15 protein-coding genes are annotated in these 16,477 nt (G+C 66.2%); 11 read left to right on the top strand and 4 right to left on the bottom strand.

Going from position 1 to position 16,477, the window contains the following annotated elements; translation table 11 throughout:
- The first annotated feature begins 347 nt into the window (after nt 1-347).
- From ACH107_RS22230 to ACH107_RS22180, 11 genes are all read left to right on the top strand, one after another.
- Complete coding sequence (locus ACH107_RS22230; RefSeq protein WP_412507673.1) at nt 348-992, top strand: helix-turn-helix domain-containing protein; 645 nt, start codon at nt 348-350, stop codon at nt 990-992.
- Nucleotides 989-2,560 (top strand): ABC transporter substrate-binding protein, encoded by a 1,572-nt coding sequence (locus ACH107_RS22225; protein ID WP_412507672.1) that lies wholly within the window; start codon nt 989-991, stop codon nt 2,558-2,560. The genes ACH107_RS22230 and ACH107_RS22225 overlap by 4 nt, the downstream gene beginning before the upstream one ends.
- Nucleotides 2,561-2,633: 73 nt before the next feature.
- Complete coding sequence (locus ACH107_RS22220) at nt 2,634-3,662, top strand: ABC transporter permease (RefSeq protein WP_412507671.1); 1,029 nt, start codon at nt 2,634-2,636, stop codon at nt 3,660-3,662.
- Nucleotides 3,659-4,492: an ABC transporter permease gene (locus tag ACH107_RS22215; protein WP_412507670.1), complete on the top strand. Its 834-nt coding sequence runs from the start codon at nt 3,659-3,661 to the stop codon at nt 4,490-4,492. The genes ACH107_RS22220 and ACH107_RS22215 overlap by 4 nt, the downstream gene beginning before the upstream one ends.
- The gene (locus ACH107_RS22210) at nt 4,489-5,361 is read left to right on the top strand and encodes an ABC transporter ATP-binding protein (RefSeq protein WP_412507669.1); all 873 of its coding nucleotides are present in this window, start codon (nt 4,489-4,491) and stop codon (nt 5,359-5,361) included. Before ACH107_RS22215 ends, ACH107_RS22210 begins: the two co-directional genes overlap by 4 nt.
- On the top strand, nt 5,358-6,155 hold the full coding sequence (locus tag ACH107_RS22205) for an ABC transporter ATP-binding protein (protein WP_412507668.1): 798 nt from the start codon (nt 5,358-5,360) through the stop codon (nt 6,153-6,155). Before ACH107_RS22210 ends, ACH107_RS22205 begins: the two co-directional genes overlap by 4 nt.
- Nucleotides 6,152-6,634 (top strand): GAF domain-containing protein, encoded by a 483-nt coding sequence (locus tag ACH107_RS22200; protein WP_412507667.1) that lies wholly within the window; start codon nt 6,152-6,154, stop codon nt 6,632-6,634. Before ACH107_RS22205 ends, ACH107_RS22200 begins: the two co-directional genes overlap by 4 nt.
- A gap of 1 nt (nt 6,635) precedes the next feature.
- A complete protein-coding gene (locus tag ACH107_RS22195) occupies nt 6,636-8,705 on the top strand; it encodes a hydantoinase/oxoprolinase family protein (RefSeq protein ID WP_412507666.1) in 2,070 nt (689 codons plus the stop codon).
- Nucleotides 8,706-8,709: 4 nt separating this feature from the next.
- A complete protein-coding gene (locus ACH107_RS22190; RefSeq protein ID WP_412507665.1) occupies nt 8,710-10,359 on the top strand; it encodes a hydantoinase B/oxoprolinase family protein in 1,650 nt (549 codons plus the stop codon).
- A 163-nt stretch (nt 10,360-10,522) separates the two neighbouring features.
- Nucleotides 10,523-11,620, top strand: coding sequence for a M24 family metallopeptidase (locus tag ACH107_RS22185; RefSeq protein WP_412507664.1), 1,098 nt, complete (start codon nt 10,523-10,525; stop codon nt 11,618-11,620).
- Nucleotides 11,613-13,175 (top strand): hydantoinase B/oxoprolinase family protein, encoded by a 1,563-nt coding sequence (locus ACH107_RS22180; RefSeq protein WP_412507663.1) that lies wholly within the window; start codon nt 11,613-11,615, stop codon nt 13,173-13,175. The genes ACH107_RS22185 and ACH107_RS22180 overlap by 8 nt, the downstream gene beginning before the upstream one ends.
- 378 nt (nt 13,176-13,553) lie before the next feature.
- Here the strand turns inward: ACH107_RS22180 and ACH107_RS22175 are convergent, their stop codons facing one another.
- From ACH107_RS22175 to tnpA, 4 genes are read right to left on the bottom strand one after another with little or no spacing between them, the layout of a single operon-like run.
- Nucleotides 13,554-13,898 carry a hypothetical protein gene (locus ACH107_RS22175; RefSeq protein WP_412507662.1) on the bottom strand — a complete coding sequence of 115 codons (345 nt, stop codon included), beginning with the start codon at nt 13,896-13,898 and terminating at the stop codon, nt 13,554-13,556.
- Nucleotides 13,853-15,514, bottom strand: coding sequence for an IS66 family transposase (gene tnpC, locus ACH107_RS22170; RefSeq protein WP_412507661.1), 1,662 nt, complete (start codon nt 15,512-15,514; stop codon nt 13,853-13,855). Before tnpC ends, ACH107_RS22175 begins: the two co-directional genes overlap by 46 nt.
- A 60-nt stretch (nt 15,515-15,574) precedes the next feature.
- The gene (gene tnpB, locus ACH107_RS22165) at nt 15,575-15,925 is read right to left on the bottom strand and encodes an IS66 family insertion sequence element accessory protein TnpB (protein ID WP_412507660.1); all 351 of its coding nucleotides are present in this window, start codon (nt 15,923-15,925) and stop codon (nt 15,575-15,577) included.
- Entirely contained in the window at nt 15,922-16,317 is a 396-nt protein-coding gene (gene tnpA, locus ACH107_RS22160; RefSeq protein WP_412507659.1) for an IS66-like element accessory protein TnpA, read from the bottom strand. Before tnpA ends, tnpB begins: the two co-directional genes overlap by 4 nt.
- Between the last annotated feature and the right edge of the window lie 160 nt (nt 16,318-16,477).

Below are 16,477 nucleotides of genomic sequence, written 5' to 3'. Positions count from 1 at the left end.
CGGGCTGTCGAACGAAGGCCGGTGAACTGACGATGCCGAAGCATTCGACCTCGGTCCGGAAGTCGTGCGCCATATAGTTCGAGCCGTGGTCGTGGCGCATGGCTGGGCGCAGGGCTGCAATTGGCATCGTCGCGCGGCCAGCGGTCGCCTTGGACCACGCCGGGCCAGGATCCTCTCACACATCCGGGTGATTCGCGCCTTGGGTTTCCCCGGCTGGGTTTTTAGCTTGACTAAAATTCGGTCAAGCGTGCTGACCCTGTCCCGCAAGCCCCGGAAACCACGGCGAAATTTGTACCAATACTAAAATTTGTTGACGCAACGGCCGCGGCGCGCCCAAAGTTTTAGTCATGGCGAAACCCAAGGCATCCCCCGCCGACCCCAAACTCGGCGCCGCGCTGCGCAAGAGGCGCAAGGGCCTTGGCCTGTCGATGCAAGCGGTGGCGGATGCCGCCGGATTGTCCGTCGGCTTCATCAGCCAGGTCGAGCGCGGCCTGACCGCGCCTTCGCTGTCCTCCCTCGTCGGCATCGCCGAAGTGCTCCGGACGCCGATCTCGGATTTCCTGAGCCAGCCATCGGGCCACGGCACGACGCGCGGCACCGACCGCGTCACCTATTCGGTCGATGCGACCGGGCCGAATTACGAGCGGCTGTCGTCCAGCTTTCCCGGTTCGCAGCTCTATTCCGTCATCGTGCACGAACCAACGGGTCATCGCGGCGAGCCGATCAGTCACCGGGGCGAAGAGATGTTCTTCGTGCTCGCGGGGGAGGTCACCGTCGAGATCGAGGGCAAGGTCGAGGTGCTGCGCGCCGGCGACTCGATCCATTTCGACAGCACCCGGGTGCATTCGACCTGGAACCATGGCCACGAGCCCGTCTCGATCCTCTGGGCCGGGACGATGGACATCTTCGGGGATGCCCCCTCACCCATTCACAACAGTACCTCGGTCAACGAGGACGCAATCCAACTTCCGACAGGAGATCAAACGAAATGAACAAGTCACACCTTCTCGCGGCGGCTCTGAGCGCAGCAACGGCGCTCACCTCGCCGGCTTTCGCGCAGAGCGTCCTGCGCTTGGACGAAGTCGCCGTGGGCGAGCTCGACCCGGCCAAGGCGTCGGACTATGCGGACTCGATCCTGATGTTCAACGCCTACGACACCCTGGTGCTGCCGACCCAAGGGGGGCCGGGCAGCGACCCGCATCTGGCCCTGAGCTGGGACGTGGATGGCGCGGATTACACGTTCACCCTGCGCGACGACGTGTCCTTCCAGTCCGGCAACGCCTTGCGCGCCGCCGACGTGGTCTACTCGCTCGAGCGCATGCAGGCGCTCGGACAGGGCCTGTCGCATCTCTTCGGCGGCGTGTCGGCCGAGGCGGTGGACGAGCATGTTGTCCGCTTCACGCTGGACGAGCCCTATGCCCCCTTCATCGCCTCGCTGGTCCGCCTGCCCATCGTTGACCAGGCGCTGGTCGAGGCGAACGCGACCGAGGACGATCCGTGGGGCGAGGAATTCCTGTCGGCCAACGCGGCCGGAAGCGGCGCCTATGCGGTCACATCGCACAACCCGCAGGCCGAAACCGTCATGGCGGTGAGCGACAGCTACTTCCTGCCCATCGACGCGTCCGCCCCCGATCAGGTCCGGCTGCGCTACAGCCTGGAGGCGGCCACCGTGCGCACGCTCCTGGCGCAGGGCGAACATGACATCGCAAGCCAGTGGCTCCCGCCGGAAGTGATCCGGGCGCTGGCCGAGGATGGCGCGCAGCTTCTGACCGAAAGGGGCACCGGCGCGTTCTACATCAAGCTCAACACGGCGCGCGCGCCGCTCGACGACGTGAATTGCCGCCAGGCGCTGGCGCATGCCTTCGATTACGGCACGGCGCTTCAGATGGTCGCGATCACCGACGAGGTGTCGTCGGGCTCGGCCCCCACAGGCGCGATCCCGGTCGGCATGTTCGGGGCCAACCCGGCCGACGAGGTGCTTGAGCGCGACATGGACGCCGCGCGCGCGTACATGGCCGATTGTCCCTACGCCCCCGAGGACTGGAACCTCGAGATAAGCTGGATCGCGGAAGTTCCGCTGGAAGAGCGCTTTGCGCTGCTCATGCAGGCGAACTTTTCCGAGCTGGGCATCTCGTCCTCGATCGAGACGCTGCCCTGGGCGCTCTTCACCGAGCGTGTGGCGAGCCCCGAGAACACGCCGCATGTCAGCCAGATCTTCGCGAACGCGGTGACGGGCGACCCCGACACGCTGCTCTTCGGCATGTATCACTCATCCACGCCGGGCACCTGGCAATCGCCGGAATACCTCGACGATCCCGTCGTCGATGCCGCCCTCGAGGCGGGGCGTCGCGGCCCCGGCGCGGACACGCGTGAAGAGGCCTATTCCAACCTAAACGACCGCCTGATGGAGCTGTCGCCGACGATCTACGGCTACGACCGGCAATCCGTCTTCGCGGCGTCGAACCGGGTCAAGGTTCCCGCGCTCAGCGATCCCGACATGGCCTTCGGCGTCGACGGAATGGGCTTCAGCTTCCGGCTGATGGAAATGGTCGAGGAGTAATCGCGACCGCCCTTCTCCAACCGGTCCGGGCCCTTTCGCGGGGCTCGGACACCCTCACCCACGGGTAATCCTCATGTCGCCTGTCCTTCGCATCCTGTCGAGACGGCTCGGTATCTCCGTGATCGTCCTGGTCGGGGTTTCGATGCTCATCTTCGCCATCGCCCGGATCATTCCCGGCGACCCGGCCCGCATCGCGCTCGGTCCCAACGCCACGGCCGAACAGGTCGCCGCGATCCGCGCGGAGATGCACCTGGACGACCCGATCGTGGCGCAATACGGCTATTTCGTCGCCGATGTGCTGCGCGGCGATCTGGGGGACTCGCTCTATACCAACCGCCCGGTGAACACCGACATTGCCGAATTCCTGCCCGCGACCCTCGAGCTGGTGATCTTCGCGGGCATCATGATGGTGGGGATCGGACTGCCGCTGGGCATTTTGGCCGCGCGGCACCGGGGGCGCTGGCCCGACCATGTGGTGCGGGTTCTGACCCTGCTCACGGTCTCGGCCCCCAGCTTCGTCTGGGCCGTGATCCTGATGTTGCTGTTTGCCTTCTACCTGCCGCTCTTTCCCGTCGCCGGACGGCTGACCGACAGCTACGAGATCGCACGCACGACCGGGTTTCTGACGGTCGACACGCTGCTGGCAGGCAACATCGCGGCATTCTTCGATGCGCTGCATCACCTGATCCTGCCCGCGATCGCGCTCGCGCTATCGGGAATCGGACAAGCGGCGCGTCTGACACGGGCCAACATGGTCGAAACATATGACAAACCCTACATCGAGATGGCACAGGCCTTCGGCTTCTTTCCGTCCCGGATCGCGCGGCGCTATGCCTTCAAGCCGTCGCTCATCCCGTCGCTCACGATCATCGGCCTCGATTTCGCGGCGATGCTGGGCAACGCCTTTCTGGTGGAAGCGGTCTTCGCCTGGCCGGGCCTGTCGCGCTACGGGGTCGCGGTGATCCTGCGCAAGGATCTCAACGCCATCATGGGCACGGTGCTGGTGATCGCGCTGACCTTCCTCGTCGTGAACATCATCGTCGACCTGCTGATCGCGTTTCTCAACCCCCGCATCCGCCATTCCACGCGGGCCGGATCATGATCCGGGCCCTGCGCATCATATCGTCGAACCCGTTGTCGCTGACCGGCCTGATCCTGGTCATGCTGATCCTTGCCGCCGCGCTGCTTGCGCCGCTGATCGCCCCGTTCCCCACGCATAACGGATCGGTGGTGGACTTTGCCTTCGCAAACCGCGGCCCCTCGGCCCGCAACTGGATGGGCACCGACCTGGTGGGCCGCGACATCTTCAGCCGCATCCTCTACGCCTACCGGATCAGCCTCGGGCTCGGGGTCGTGGTGCTTGTCATCGCCGCCCCGGTGGGCACGGTCGTGGGCCTCATGGCCGGCTACCTTGGCGGCTGGATCGAGGCGGTTCTGATGCGGTTGGTGGATGTCTTCCTGTCGATCCCGCCTCTGGTCCTGGCCATCGCCGTGCTGGGCGTGCTGGAGCCCACGCTGACCAACGCGATGATCGCTGTCACCGTGATGTGGTGGCCCTGGTACGCGCGGCTGGTCTACTCCATCGCGCGGTCGGAACGCGAGGAGAGCTATGTGCTCGCCGCCGAGGTGATCGGCGCCTCCACCGCGCATATCACGATCCGGGAAATCCTGCCCAACTGCCTGCCGGCGATCATCACCAAGATGACGCTCGACATGGGCTTCGTGATCATCATTGCCTCGTCGCTGTCGTTCCTCGGGCTCGGGGTGCAGCCACCGACGCCGGACCTCGGCTCGATGGTCGCCGAGGGCGCGCGTTACCTGCCCGATAGTTGGTGGCTGACCGTCTTTCCCGGCCTCGCGATCCTGCTCGCGGTGTTCGGCTTCAACCTGTTCGGCGATGGCCTGCGCGAAATCCTGGGGGTGGACGAATGAGCGCACTTCTCGACATCCGCGACCTGAAGCTGGCCTTCAAGGGGCTGAGCGGATTCAGCGAGGTGCTGCACGGCATCGATCTGTCCATCGCGGCGGGCGAGCGCGTGGCGCTGGTCGGCGAGAGCGGCTCCGGCAAGTCGGTGACCGCCCGGATCGTCCTGGGCCTCTTGCAGGAGACGCCCAACGCGCGCGTCTCGGGGGCGGTCGAATTCGACGGGCGCGACACCACGGCGATGCGGCCGCGCGAACGGGCGCGCTTGCGCGGCACCGAAATGTCGATGATCTTCCAGGATCCGACCTCGTCGCTGAACCCCACCTTCACCATCGCGCGCCAGTTCGCCGAGGTGATGCGCCGGCGCGATCCGCAGATGACGCAGGCAGCCTGCGACGCACGCGCGACCGAGATGCTCACGGAGGTGTCGATCCCCGACCCCGCGCGGGTTCTCGATGCCTACCCGTTCCAGCTCTCGGGCGGCATGAACCAGCGCGTGATGATCGCGATGGCGCTGGTCAACAACCCCAAGCTCCTGCTGGCGGACGAGCCGGGCACCGCGCTCGACGTCTCCGTTCAGGCGCAGACGCTGAAGCTGATGCACGACCTGGTGGAGATGCATCATACCGCGGTGCTGTTCATCTCCCACAACCTGGGCGTGGTGCGCGAATTCGCCGACCGGGTCTACGTGATCTACCGCGGCCGCATCGTGGAGGAAGGCCCGACCGACGCGATCTTCCACGCGCCTGGCCATGCCTATACCCGCGCCCTGATGGACGCGGTGCCGCGCATCACCGGGGCGGGCCTTCCGGAAGTGCCCGAGGCCAGCGACGCGTTCCTCGCACCCAAGGTGCGCCACGGCGGAGGCCCGGCATGACGCTTCTTTCCGTCGCCAACCTGTCGAAGACGTTTCAGACCGCGCGCGGCCCAGTCCACGCGGTGCGCGACGTGTCCTTTGACGTGGCCCGGGGCGAATGCCTTGCGGTCGTGGGCGAAAGCGGGTCGGGCAAGACCACGCTGGCCAACATGATCCTGGGCATCCTACCACCCAGCGCGGGAATGATCGCCTTCGACGGCGCCACCCTGCCCGCCCGGCGCGGACCGGCCCAGCGGCGGGCGATCCAGTTCGTGCAGCAAAACCCGCTCTCGTCGCTGAACCCCAAGCGCAGCGTCGGCGCCTCGATCCGGCTGGGTCTCGACACCTACGGGATCGGCGCGCGGTCCGGGCGTTGGGCGCGCGTGGAGGACACGCTGGAGGAAGTCGGGCTGCCCCCCGACATGCGCCGCAGGTCGCCGGCTGCGTTGTCGGGTGGTCAGCGCCAGCGCGTGGGCATCGCCCGGGCGCTCGCTTGCGAGCCCGAGCTGGTCGTTCTGGACGAGCCGACCTCGGCGCTCGACGTGCTGGTCCAGGCGCGTGTCCTGCGCCTTCTCAACGATCTGCGCGCGCGCAAGAACCTGACGTACGTCTTCATCACCCACGACCTGGCCGTCGTGCGCAACGTGGCCGACCGCGTCGCCGTGTTCCGCTCCGGCGAGATGGTGGAAATCGGCGCGACACCGAAGATCTTCTCCGCCCCCGATCATCCCTACACCCGCAGCCTGATCGGCGCGGTCCCGGTGGTCGACGACGCGGAATTGCAACTCAGAAACAGATTGTCAGAGGGAACATGACCGATTTCATGCAAGCAGTGGCGGCCAAGGGGCAGCCGGAAAAGGCCTTCGAGGCATTGGCCGAGCTGGTCTCGGAAACCGTCGGCGCGAAGCTCTTTACCACCATGGTGATCGACCGCGACCGCGGTGTCGGGACGCGCAACTTCTCCACCATGCCCGACGCCTATCCCGTCTCGGGCGAGAAGCCCCTGAACAAGGACCGCTGGTCCGACCTCGTCCGGGGCCAGCACCAGACCTTCGTCGCGAATTCGATCGCGGAAATCGCCTCGGTCTTCCCCGATTACGAACTGATCCGGTCGCTGGGGTGCGAAAGCTGCATGAACGTCCCGGTGACGATCGACGGAGTGGTGATCGGCACCCTGAACTGCCTGCATGACGCGGGCTATTACACGCCCGAGCGCGTCGAGGCGGCCAACGCCCTCAAGATGCCGGGGGCGGTCACTTTCCTCCTGCACGAAAACCGCACCAAAGGAGCCTGAGATGTCCAATACGATCCGCCGCGTGGCGACCGACGTGGGTGGCACGTTCACCGATCTCGTCGCTTTCGAGACCAGAGACGACGGCACGATGGAGATCGTGACGGCCAAGTCCGACACGACGCCGCCCGATTTCGAGACCGGGGTTCTCAGTGTGCTCAAGAAGGGCGGGATCGACCCCGAAACCGTGACTTTCATGGCGCACGGCACCACCGTCGTCATCAATGCGCTGACGGAACGCAAGGGCGTGAAGGTCGGCCTGATCACGACCGAGGGGTTCCGCGACGTGCTGGAAATCGCCCGCGGCAATCGGCCAGATTTCTTCAATCTGCATTACGAAAAGCCCCAACCCTTCGTGCCACGCCATCTGCGCGCCGAGGTGGCGGGCCGCATGACCTACATGGGCCAGGAGCGCGCGCCGCTCGATCTGTCCGGCTTGCCCGCGATCCTGGACGGGTTCCGCTCGGAAGGCGTCGTGGCGGTGGCGGTCTGCCTGCTCCACGCCTACGCCAACACGGCCCACGAAGAGGCGGTGCTGGACGAGATCCGGCGCCTGTGGCCCGAAGCCTCGGTTGTGGCCTCGCACCAGATCACCCGCGAATGGCGCGAATACGAACGCACCAACACCGCGGTGCTGTCGGCCTATGTGCAGCCTGTGGCGGCCAGCTACCTGGGCAAGCTCGACGACGGGCTGAAAGCGCAGGGTCTGCCCAAGAGCCCCTACATCATGCAGTCCAATTGTGGTGTGGACAGCCTCGCGGCAACGTCGCAGGTGCCGATCAACATGATCGAAAGCGGCCCGGCTTCGGGTTTCTGGGGGGCGGCCGAGCTGGGCAAGCTGATCGGCGAGCCCAACATCCTCGCGCTCGACATCGGCGGGACCACCGCCAAGTGCTCGCTCATCGAGGACGGCGAAGTGCGCATCATGACCGACTACTGGATCGAGCGCAGCCGCAAGTCCGCGGGCTATCCGATCATGGTGCCGGTCGTGGACCTGGTCGAGATCGGCAACGGCGGCGGCTCCATCGCCTGGGTCGACGATTTCGGCAAGCTTCACGTCGGTCCGCAATCGGCCGGCGCCCTGCCCGGCCCGGCGGCCTACGGCAAGGGCGGCACCGATGCCACCACGACCGATGCCAACCTGTGGCTCGGCCGGATCAACCGCGAATACTTCTGCGGCGGCGAGGTCGCGGCGGACATGACGGCGGCGGAAACCGCGCTGCACGCCGTGGGCGAAAAGCTGGGCGTCAGTACCGACGAGGCCGCCCAGGGCATCGTGCGTATCGCCAACAACAACATGGTCAACGCGCTCAAACTGGTCAGCCTCAACCGCGGCCACGACACTCGCGACTTCACGCTGCTGGCCTTCGGCGGCGGCGGGGCCATGCACGCGGTGGCGCTCGGCCAGGAGCTCCAGGTCAAGAAGGTGGTCGTGCCCGCCGCGGCCTCGGTGTTCTCGGCCTTCGGCATGATGATGTCGGATCTGCGCCGCGACACCTTCGTGACGCAGCTCGTGGACCTGAAAGAAGGCGCAGGCAACACGATCGAGGGTATCTTCGCCGCGGCCGAGGGGCAGGCGCGCGCCACCTTCGAAGACGAGGGCGTCGACCCGAAGGAGGTCGGCTTCCTGCGCTACGGAAAATTCCGCTACCAGAACCAGGAGCACACGACCGAGGTCCAGCTCGACGGGCCGGTAACCGACGCCGCGCTCAACAAGATCGCGCAGGATTTCCACGACGCCTATGAACGCGAGTATACCTACCGCCTCGACGCACCGGTCGAGATGGTCGGCATCCATCTCGTGGCCCGCGCGGAAGTAGGCAAGCTGGAAATGCAACCGGCCGAGATGGGCCCCGCCGACGCCACGGCCGCCCACAAGGGCCGGCGGGCGGTCGACTACGCGCTCGAAGGCACGCACGAGGCCGACATCTATGACGGGGACAAGCTCGACCCCGGCATGGCATTCACCGGCCCCGCGATCGTCGAGGATTCCGGCACCACGATCGTCATCCACCCCGGCAACCGGGTCGAGATCGATGCCTACCGCAATGTTCACATCCACATCGGGAGCTGATCCAATGAGCGAGAACGATCCCATCACCCTGGAGATCATCCAGAACTCACTTCAGGCCGCGGCGGACGAGATGTTTGCGGCGATGCGCAAGACGGCCATGTCCTCGATCATCTACGAGGTTCTGGACATGGGCACCGGCATCACCGACGCCGAGGGGCGCATCGCATCTTCTGGCGCGGGCATCCCGGCCTTCGTCGGCGTGCTCGACAAGACGGTTCAGTTCATCCTGAAAAAGCACGACGACATCCGCCCCGGCGATGTCTTCATCACCAACGACCCGTGGCATGGCGGCGTGACGCATCTCAACGACCTGGTGCTGGCCATGCCGATCTTTGCAGGCGACCGGCTCATCGCCTGGACGGCGAATATCGCGCACAACTCGGACGTGGGCGGCATGGCGCCGGGGTCGCTTTCGGGCGAGGCGACGGAGATCTACCAGGAGGGCCTGCGCCTGCCCGCCGTGAAGATCATCCGCGCGGGCGAGCTGGACGAGGCGGTGATGGACATCATCACCATCAACAGCCGGATGCCCGATTTCCTCAAGGGCGATGTCTGGGCGGCGATCGCGTCGGTGCGCGTGGGCGCACGGCGGCTGGAAGGGCTGGCCGGGAAATACGGCACCGACACCTTCCTGCGCGCCATGACCCATTTCATGGACTTCGGCGAACGGGCCGCGCGCGCCGAGCTCGCCAAGCTGCCGCATGGGAGCTTCGAGCTCTCCGAGGAACAGGACGACGGGCGGGTCTTCAACGTCAAGGTCACGATCAGCGCGGACGAGTTCCTGGTCGACCTGCGCGACAACCCCGACCAGGACGCGGGGCCGACGAACGCCAACCGGGACGGCACGATGATCTGTGCGCAGATGGTCTTCAAGTCGCTGACAGACCCGGATTCCCCGGCCAACGACGGCAGCTTCCGTCCGCTCAACTTGCTCACCCGCGAGGGGTCGATCTTCGACGCCCGCGAAGGCTCGGCCATCGGTTTCTACTTCGAGACCGAGGTTCGGACCTACGATCTGATCTGGCGCTGCCTGGCGCCGCATATCCCGGAGCGGCTGCCCGCGGGTCACTTCAGCTCGATCTGCGGCACCTTCATCGGGGGCATCCATCCCGATACCGGGCGCCAGTATACCATCGTCGAGCCGCAGATCGGCGGCTGGGGCGCGTGGAACGGGCACGACGGCAATCCCTGCATCTTCTCGGGCTTCCACGGCGAGACCTACAATACGCCCGCCGAGATCTCGGAGGCGCGCAACGGGCTCTTCGTCGACCGGATGGCCCTCAATACCGCGCCGGGCGGCGAAGGGCAGTTCAACGGTGGTCGCGGCCTGATCCTCGAATACCGCATCCGGACCGAAAACGGGTTCCTGACCGCCGGTTACACCCGGTCCCGGATCAAGCCCTGGCCGCTGGAAGGCGGCGAAGAGGGATCGGGCAATTTCGTCGAGGTGATCAAGGCGGATGGTGACGCGCAGACACACAGCTTCGTCTCCGGCATGGCGCTGACCACCGACGACGTCGTGCGCGTGATCACGTCCAGCGGCGCGGGCCATGGCGACCCCAAGGCACGCGACCCGGACGCGGTGCGCCGCGACGTGAAGGACGGCCTGATCACGCCCGAGCGCGCCAGGGAGATCCACGGCGTGGCCGTCTGACGAGCCCGCGACCGACCATGAACCGGGACGGCCGTCACCGCCGTCCCCCGCCCGCACGCCCCCGCGCCCCGGCTCGGGGACGACACGAATACAGAGCCACATCCACCCCGTCCCGGAACGCGGCCGGCGCCAGGGGACGACACCGTTTGAGAAAGGGCAGACCATGACCGGACTGACAGACAGACTCGACGCGCTGCGCGCCAAGATGGAGGACACCGGCACGGATCTCGTCGTGCTGGGCGCCGGGGCGCATCTCGGCTGGCTGACAGGCGTGCGGCCGCACGCCGACGAACGGCCCTGCCTGGCCTTCGTTTCGCAGGCGGAGGCCGCGTTCCTGATGCCGGCGCTGGAGGCGGAAAGCGTGCGCACCCAGACCGACCTGCCCTTCCACGAATGGTCCGATGACCAGGGGCCGGACGCCGCGCTGGACCGGCTTCTGGCGGCGCTCGGCGCGAAGACCGCCGGGTCGATCGTCCTGGACGAGACCATGCGCGCCGATCATGCCGCGCTGGTGAGCGAAGCCCTGCCCGGTGCCGTGCGCCGGTTCACCGCGGACACGGTCGGCGCGCTGCGGATGCGCAAGGACGAAAACGAATACGCGGCGCTCAAGCGCAACGCGCAGATCGCCGACGACGCGATGAAGACCGCCTGGGCTGCGATGCGCCCGGGCATGAGCGAAACGCAGGTGGCCCAGGTGGTGCGCGAAACGTTCGCCAGGCACGGGGCCAAGCCGCTCTTCACCATCGTCGGGGCAGGCCCCAACGGCGCCTACCCGCATCACCACACCGGCGACACGGTCCTCAAGGAAGGCGACGCGGTCGTCATGGATATCGGCGCCGGGTCCGAAGGCTATTCCTCGGACATCACGCGCATGGCTCTGATCGGCGGCGGGCCCGAGGGCTATGCCGAGGTGCACGCGGTCGTGGAGCGCGCGGTGCAGGCCGCGCTCGACGCCGCACGCCCCGGCGTGAAGGCGCACGCGGTGGACGACGCCGCGCGACGCGTGATCGCCGAGGCCGGCTACGGCGAGTATTTCGTCCACCGCACCGGCCACGGGCTGGGCACCGAGGTGCATGAGCCGCCCTTCATCACCGCCAGCGCGCAAAGCGTTCTGGACGAGGGCATGGTCTTCTCGATCGAGCCGGGGATCTACCTTCCGGGCCGTTTCGGGATCCGGCTGGAGGAGATCGTCATCCTGCGCGCCCACGGGCCCGAGATCCTCTCCGACCTGCCGCGCGACCCGGAGCGTATAGATGGCTGATCCCTTTACCGTTTCCGTCGTACAGGCCGCGCTGGACAGCGCCGCCGAAGAAATGTTCGAGGTCCTGCGCAAGACCGCGATGAGCCCGATCATCTACGAGGTGCTCGACGTGGGCACCGGGGTCACCGCCGCCGACGGCGCGCTGGTCAGCTCCGGCGCGGGTATCCCGTCCTTCGTGGGGGTGCTGGACAAGTCGGTCAAGGCGATCCTCGAGAAGGAGGGCCGCCGGATCGCCGAGGGCGACGTTTTCCTCACCAACGATCCGAACTTCGGCGGGGTGACCCATCTCAACGATGTCGTGGTGGCCGAGCCGGTCTTCTTCGAGGGCGAATGCGTGGCCTGGGTCGCCTCGATCGCGCATTGGGGCGACATCGGGGGCAGCACGCCGGGATCGATGGCGACGGAGGTGACAAGCATCGTGGCCGAGGGACTGCGCCTGCCGATCGTCCGGCTCATCGCCGGGGGCGAATGGAACGACGCGGTCGCCGATATCATCCGCATCAACTCCCGCCTGCCCGATTTCGTCACCGGCGATCTCTGGGCCCAGGTGTCGGCCGGGCGCCGCGCGGCCGGGCTGATCCGAAACCTGTGCGACCGTTATGGGGCGGACATGCTGCGCGCCGCCATAGACGACGCCCAAGACACCGGCCGGGCCCGCGCCATGCAGGGGCTCGCGCGCCTGCCGAAAGGCTCTTTCGATGTGGCTCAGGAGCAGGACGACGGCACCACATGGCGCGCACGAATCACGATCACGGCGCAGCGTTTCACCGTCGATCTGCGCGCGGCCCCGCAACAGGCGACCGGCCCGTTCAACACCTGCCGCGACGGCGCGCTCATCGCCTGCCAGATCCTGTTCAAGGCGCTGACGGATTCCGACCGCTTCGCCAATGCCGGCTCGTTCGCGCCGCTCGAGGTTCTGACCCGCCCCGGCTCGATATTCTACCCGGACCCGGAGGCGGCGCACGGGTATTATTTCGAGACGCGCATCCGGCTGATCGACACATTGTGGCGCGGTCTGGCCGCGGCCGGCGGCTTCGATCTCCCCGCCGGCAGCTTTGCCACGATCTTCGGTCTGGTGATCGCCGGGGAACACCCGGACACCGGGCGCCGCTACGCCATGGTCGAACCGCAGATGGGGGGCTGGGGTGCAACGCCCGCACGGCCGGGCAACGACGCGATGTTCTCGACCAATCACGGCGACACGTTCAACTGTCCCGTCGAGGTGGCCGAGGCCCGCTACGGGTTCGAGATCGCGACCAGGCACCTGGGCGACGCCTGTCCGGCAGATGGCGAGCACGCGGGCGGACGCGGCGTGCATACCCGTTACCGGATGCGCGGCGGCGCGGTGATGTCGGCCGGCTTCTCGCACGGTGTCGTTCCGGTCTGGGCCCTGCCCGGGGCGACCGAAGGAGGCCGGAACGCGCTCACCCTGTTTCGCGACGGCACGACCACGTCCCAGCCGCCCTTTGTCAGCCAGCTCGCGATCCAGGCAGGTGACGAGGTCGAGGTCGCCACGGCGCGGGGCGGCAACAGCCTGAGCGCCACGTCCGACTGAACCGGGCCACCTGGACCACGGCAGAACGGCGGGCCGGGCGCATCCGACACCGAGCGGCGCAATGAACGCCCGGCGTGAGAACGGCGGTGCAAAATTAGGCCACGGTAGCGCCGCCATGTTGGCGGTGCGGGCGGTGTAAAAACCGGCCACTTTGCTCTTCGTGCGGCAGCATGGAGGGTTTGGAGATTTATTCCGTGGAACTTTACCGAAAGGTTCGTCTGGCCTGCGCCGACGGCATGAGCAAGCGCGCGGCGGCGCGTCATTTCAACATTTCGCGCGACACAGTCGACAATGTACCGGGGCACGGTTCTGAGACAGCGCGTTGCGCTGGTTAGGCCGCCATTTTAACCGTAAGCATCCGCCGGCGGCCGTCTTGCTTCACCAGCTCTTCTCGTTAGCCATGATGCTCTCGATGACTTTGGGATCGCACTGTTCGTCGCGCAGGAACTCACGGATGCCGCCTTCCCATGTCCGTATGTCCGCCAGAAGTTCTTGGAGGCTTTCGATGCCACGGTCTGTGAAGGTCTTGATCCCCTCATCGGTACCGTCGTCTACCCAGATCATTTCTCCATAATCGATGTTGTCGGGATTGGCGCTGACGATCTCGATGAGTTCGAGGTTCTCACCGATCCTCCTTGCGACCGCATCGATGGTGTGGACGTGGGTGACCCGGGCCATCATGCAGCTTCGGCCGATCGGGGGGGCTGCTTCTGCCAATTCCATGGCAGCAACTCGTGCAGCTGCGAGACCGGCGTGTCGGCGATGCGGGCGATGACGTCTGCGAGCCAGGCCTGGGGATCGATGTCGTTGAGCTTTGCGGTGCCGATCAAGGTGTAGATTGCCGCCGCGCGCTGGCCGCCACGCTCTGATCCCGCGAAGAGCCAGGATTTCCGTCCGAGGGCTACACCGCGCAAGGAGCGCTCGGCGGCGTTGTTCGTCAGGCAGACGCGCCCATCCTCGAGGAACCGCGTGAAGCCCGGCCAGTGGTTGGACGACAGCAGGTAATCGATGGCTTTCGCCGCCTTGGCGTGCTTCGACAGGAGCGCGCGCTCGCCGCGAAGCCATTGCTCGAGGTCCGCGACCAGCGGGGCCGATTGGCGTTGCCGCATCTCCAGCCGCGCCTCCGGGGTTTGCCTGTTGACCATGCGCTCAATCTCGAACAGAGCGTCGATGCGCTTCACCGCCTCCACGGCGATGGGTGAGATCGCCTTGGGCGACTTGCCCTTGCGGATATTGGTCTGCACATCAGCAAGCTCGAAGAACTTGCGCCGTGCGTGCGACCAACACAGCGCCGATGCCACCGGGCCGGGTTGTCGGGCGGCATCGTAGAGCTGGTTGTACCCGGCATAGGCGTCGGCTTGCAGGATGCCCTGCCAGCCCGCCAGATGTTTCGTCGGGTGTTCCCCGGCGCGATCGGGGGAGAAGCGGAACACGACCGCGGGCGGCGCGGTCCCGTCGAAGGGACGATCATCGCGCACATAGGTCCAGAGCCGGGCGGTTTTCGCGCCGCCGCGAGCCAGAAGCGGGACCGTGGTGTCGTCGCCATGTAGCCGGGCGGCGGTGAACACATGCGCCTCGATCAGCGCGTTCAGCGGCTTCAGCAATTCGGCCACCGCGCCAACCTGATCGGCGAGTGTGGAGAGGCTGAGGTCCACGCCTTCACGGGCGTAGCGTTCGGCCTGACGGTTGAGAGGCTGATGCTGGCCGTACTTCTCGAAGACGGTGAGCCATTGTGTCGCCATGTGTTCGAGACCAATGGCGAACGCCAGCAGGCTGGGGCCGGCCCATCCCCGCGGAATCGGATGGAAGGGCGCCGGGGGCTGGGTGATCTTCTCGCAGGCCCGGCAGGTGAACTTCTCTCGGACTGTCTGGATCACCTTCCACTGGCGGGGGATGACCTCGAGTGTCTCGGTGATGTCCTCGCCCATCTTCATGATGCGATCGGATCCGCAGCAGGAGCAGGTGCTGGGGGCCTCGACCACCACGCGTTCGCGCGGCAGATGCTCGGGGAAGGCTTTCTTCACGGGCTTGCGCCGTTCGAAGGCACCGACCTTGGTCGTCTTCCGCTCGGCCTGCACCCGGTCCTCGGCGGCGCTCTCTATGAGGTCTCCAAGCTGCAGTTCCAGTTGGTCGAGCAACTTGGCGCTGCGCTCCGCACTGCGGCCATACTTGTCGCGCTTGAGGATAGCGATCTCGAGCTTGAGGCCGGCAATCATCGCCTCGGATGTCGAGACCGCCGCGCGCACCCGCGCAAGATCGGCTTCGGCCGCCTCGGCACGCCGCTCCGAAGCCGCGAGCGCGGCGCGCAATTCTTCGAGTTCGAAGGGGGCGTCTGACATGGTGAACGTCTACCATGTCCGCCCGCCAGGGACCAGTAAAACAAGGGCTTTCCCGCTGATTTATCCAACCTTCGCAGGGCGTTGCGTCCAGCGCGGGTTGCGCCAGTCGATCCCCTCAAGAAGATAGCCAAGCTGTGCCGCAGAGACCTGAACGGCATCCCCAGAGCCGCCCGCCGGCCAGATGAACTTCCCAGCCTCGAGCCTCTTGGCGTAGAGCGACATGCCCACCCCGTCATGCCAAAGAAGTTTCACGAGATCGCCCCGGCGTCCACGGAAGCAGAAGATCTCGCCCGCATGCGGGTCGCGACCAAGCCCCTCCTGAACCTTCAACGCCAGGCTGTTCATCCCGCAGCGCATGTCCGTTACGCCGCCTGCGATCCACACCTTCGTGCCAGAAGAGAATGCGATCATTGCATCACCTTCAGGCGATCGAGCAAACGCGCCACGGCGTCCATGTCAAAATCTGCGGGGACCGTCACGCGGCACCGCTCACCCAGGTCGATCGTCATGCCAGGCGATGATGACCGCGGCCCATCATTTGCACCCGAACCGCCCTCAACGGGAGGAACGCGCAAAAACTCCGGGCCATAGCCCCCAAGCAGCCCGTGCTTGTACCGATAACGCCAATCGTAAAGCTGGGGCCGCGAAATCTCATGGCGACGGGCAACCTCCGCCACCGTCTCGCCATCTCGATGGCTTTCCTCAACGATCCTGACCTTCTCGTCATCCGTCCAACGACGTCGACGGCCCGTGTCAGTGACCGACAATACTTCAATGCGGGGGGTGTTCTCGTGTGCGTCCATAAGGACACTCGATAAACCGTCGCCAAATCATCCCGCCAGACGGCCCTCGGCGTAGGCTTACTTTTAACCTCCGTGACGGCTTCGGGTTCAAGGGCTTTTTGCTCGGCCCTGATCTGATCGGGTGTTTTGTACCCGTGACGCTGCCGTAGCCATGAGGCAT

The sequence above is a fragment of the Roseovarius halophilus (ex Wu et al. 2025) genome (assembly GCF_047086965.1).
This window is presented reverse-complemented; position numbering and strand designations above follow the sequence as displayed.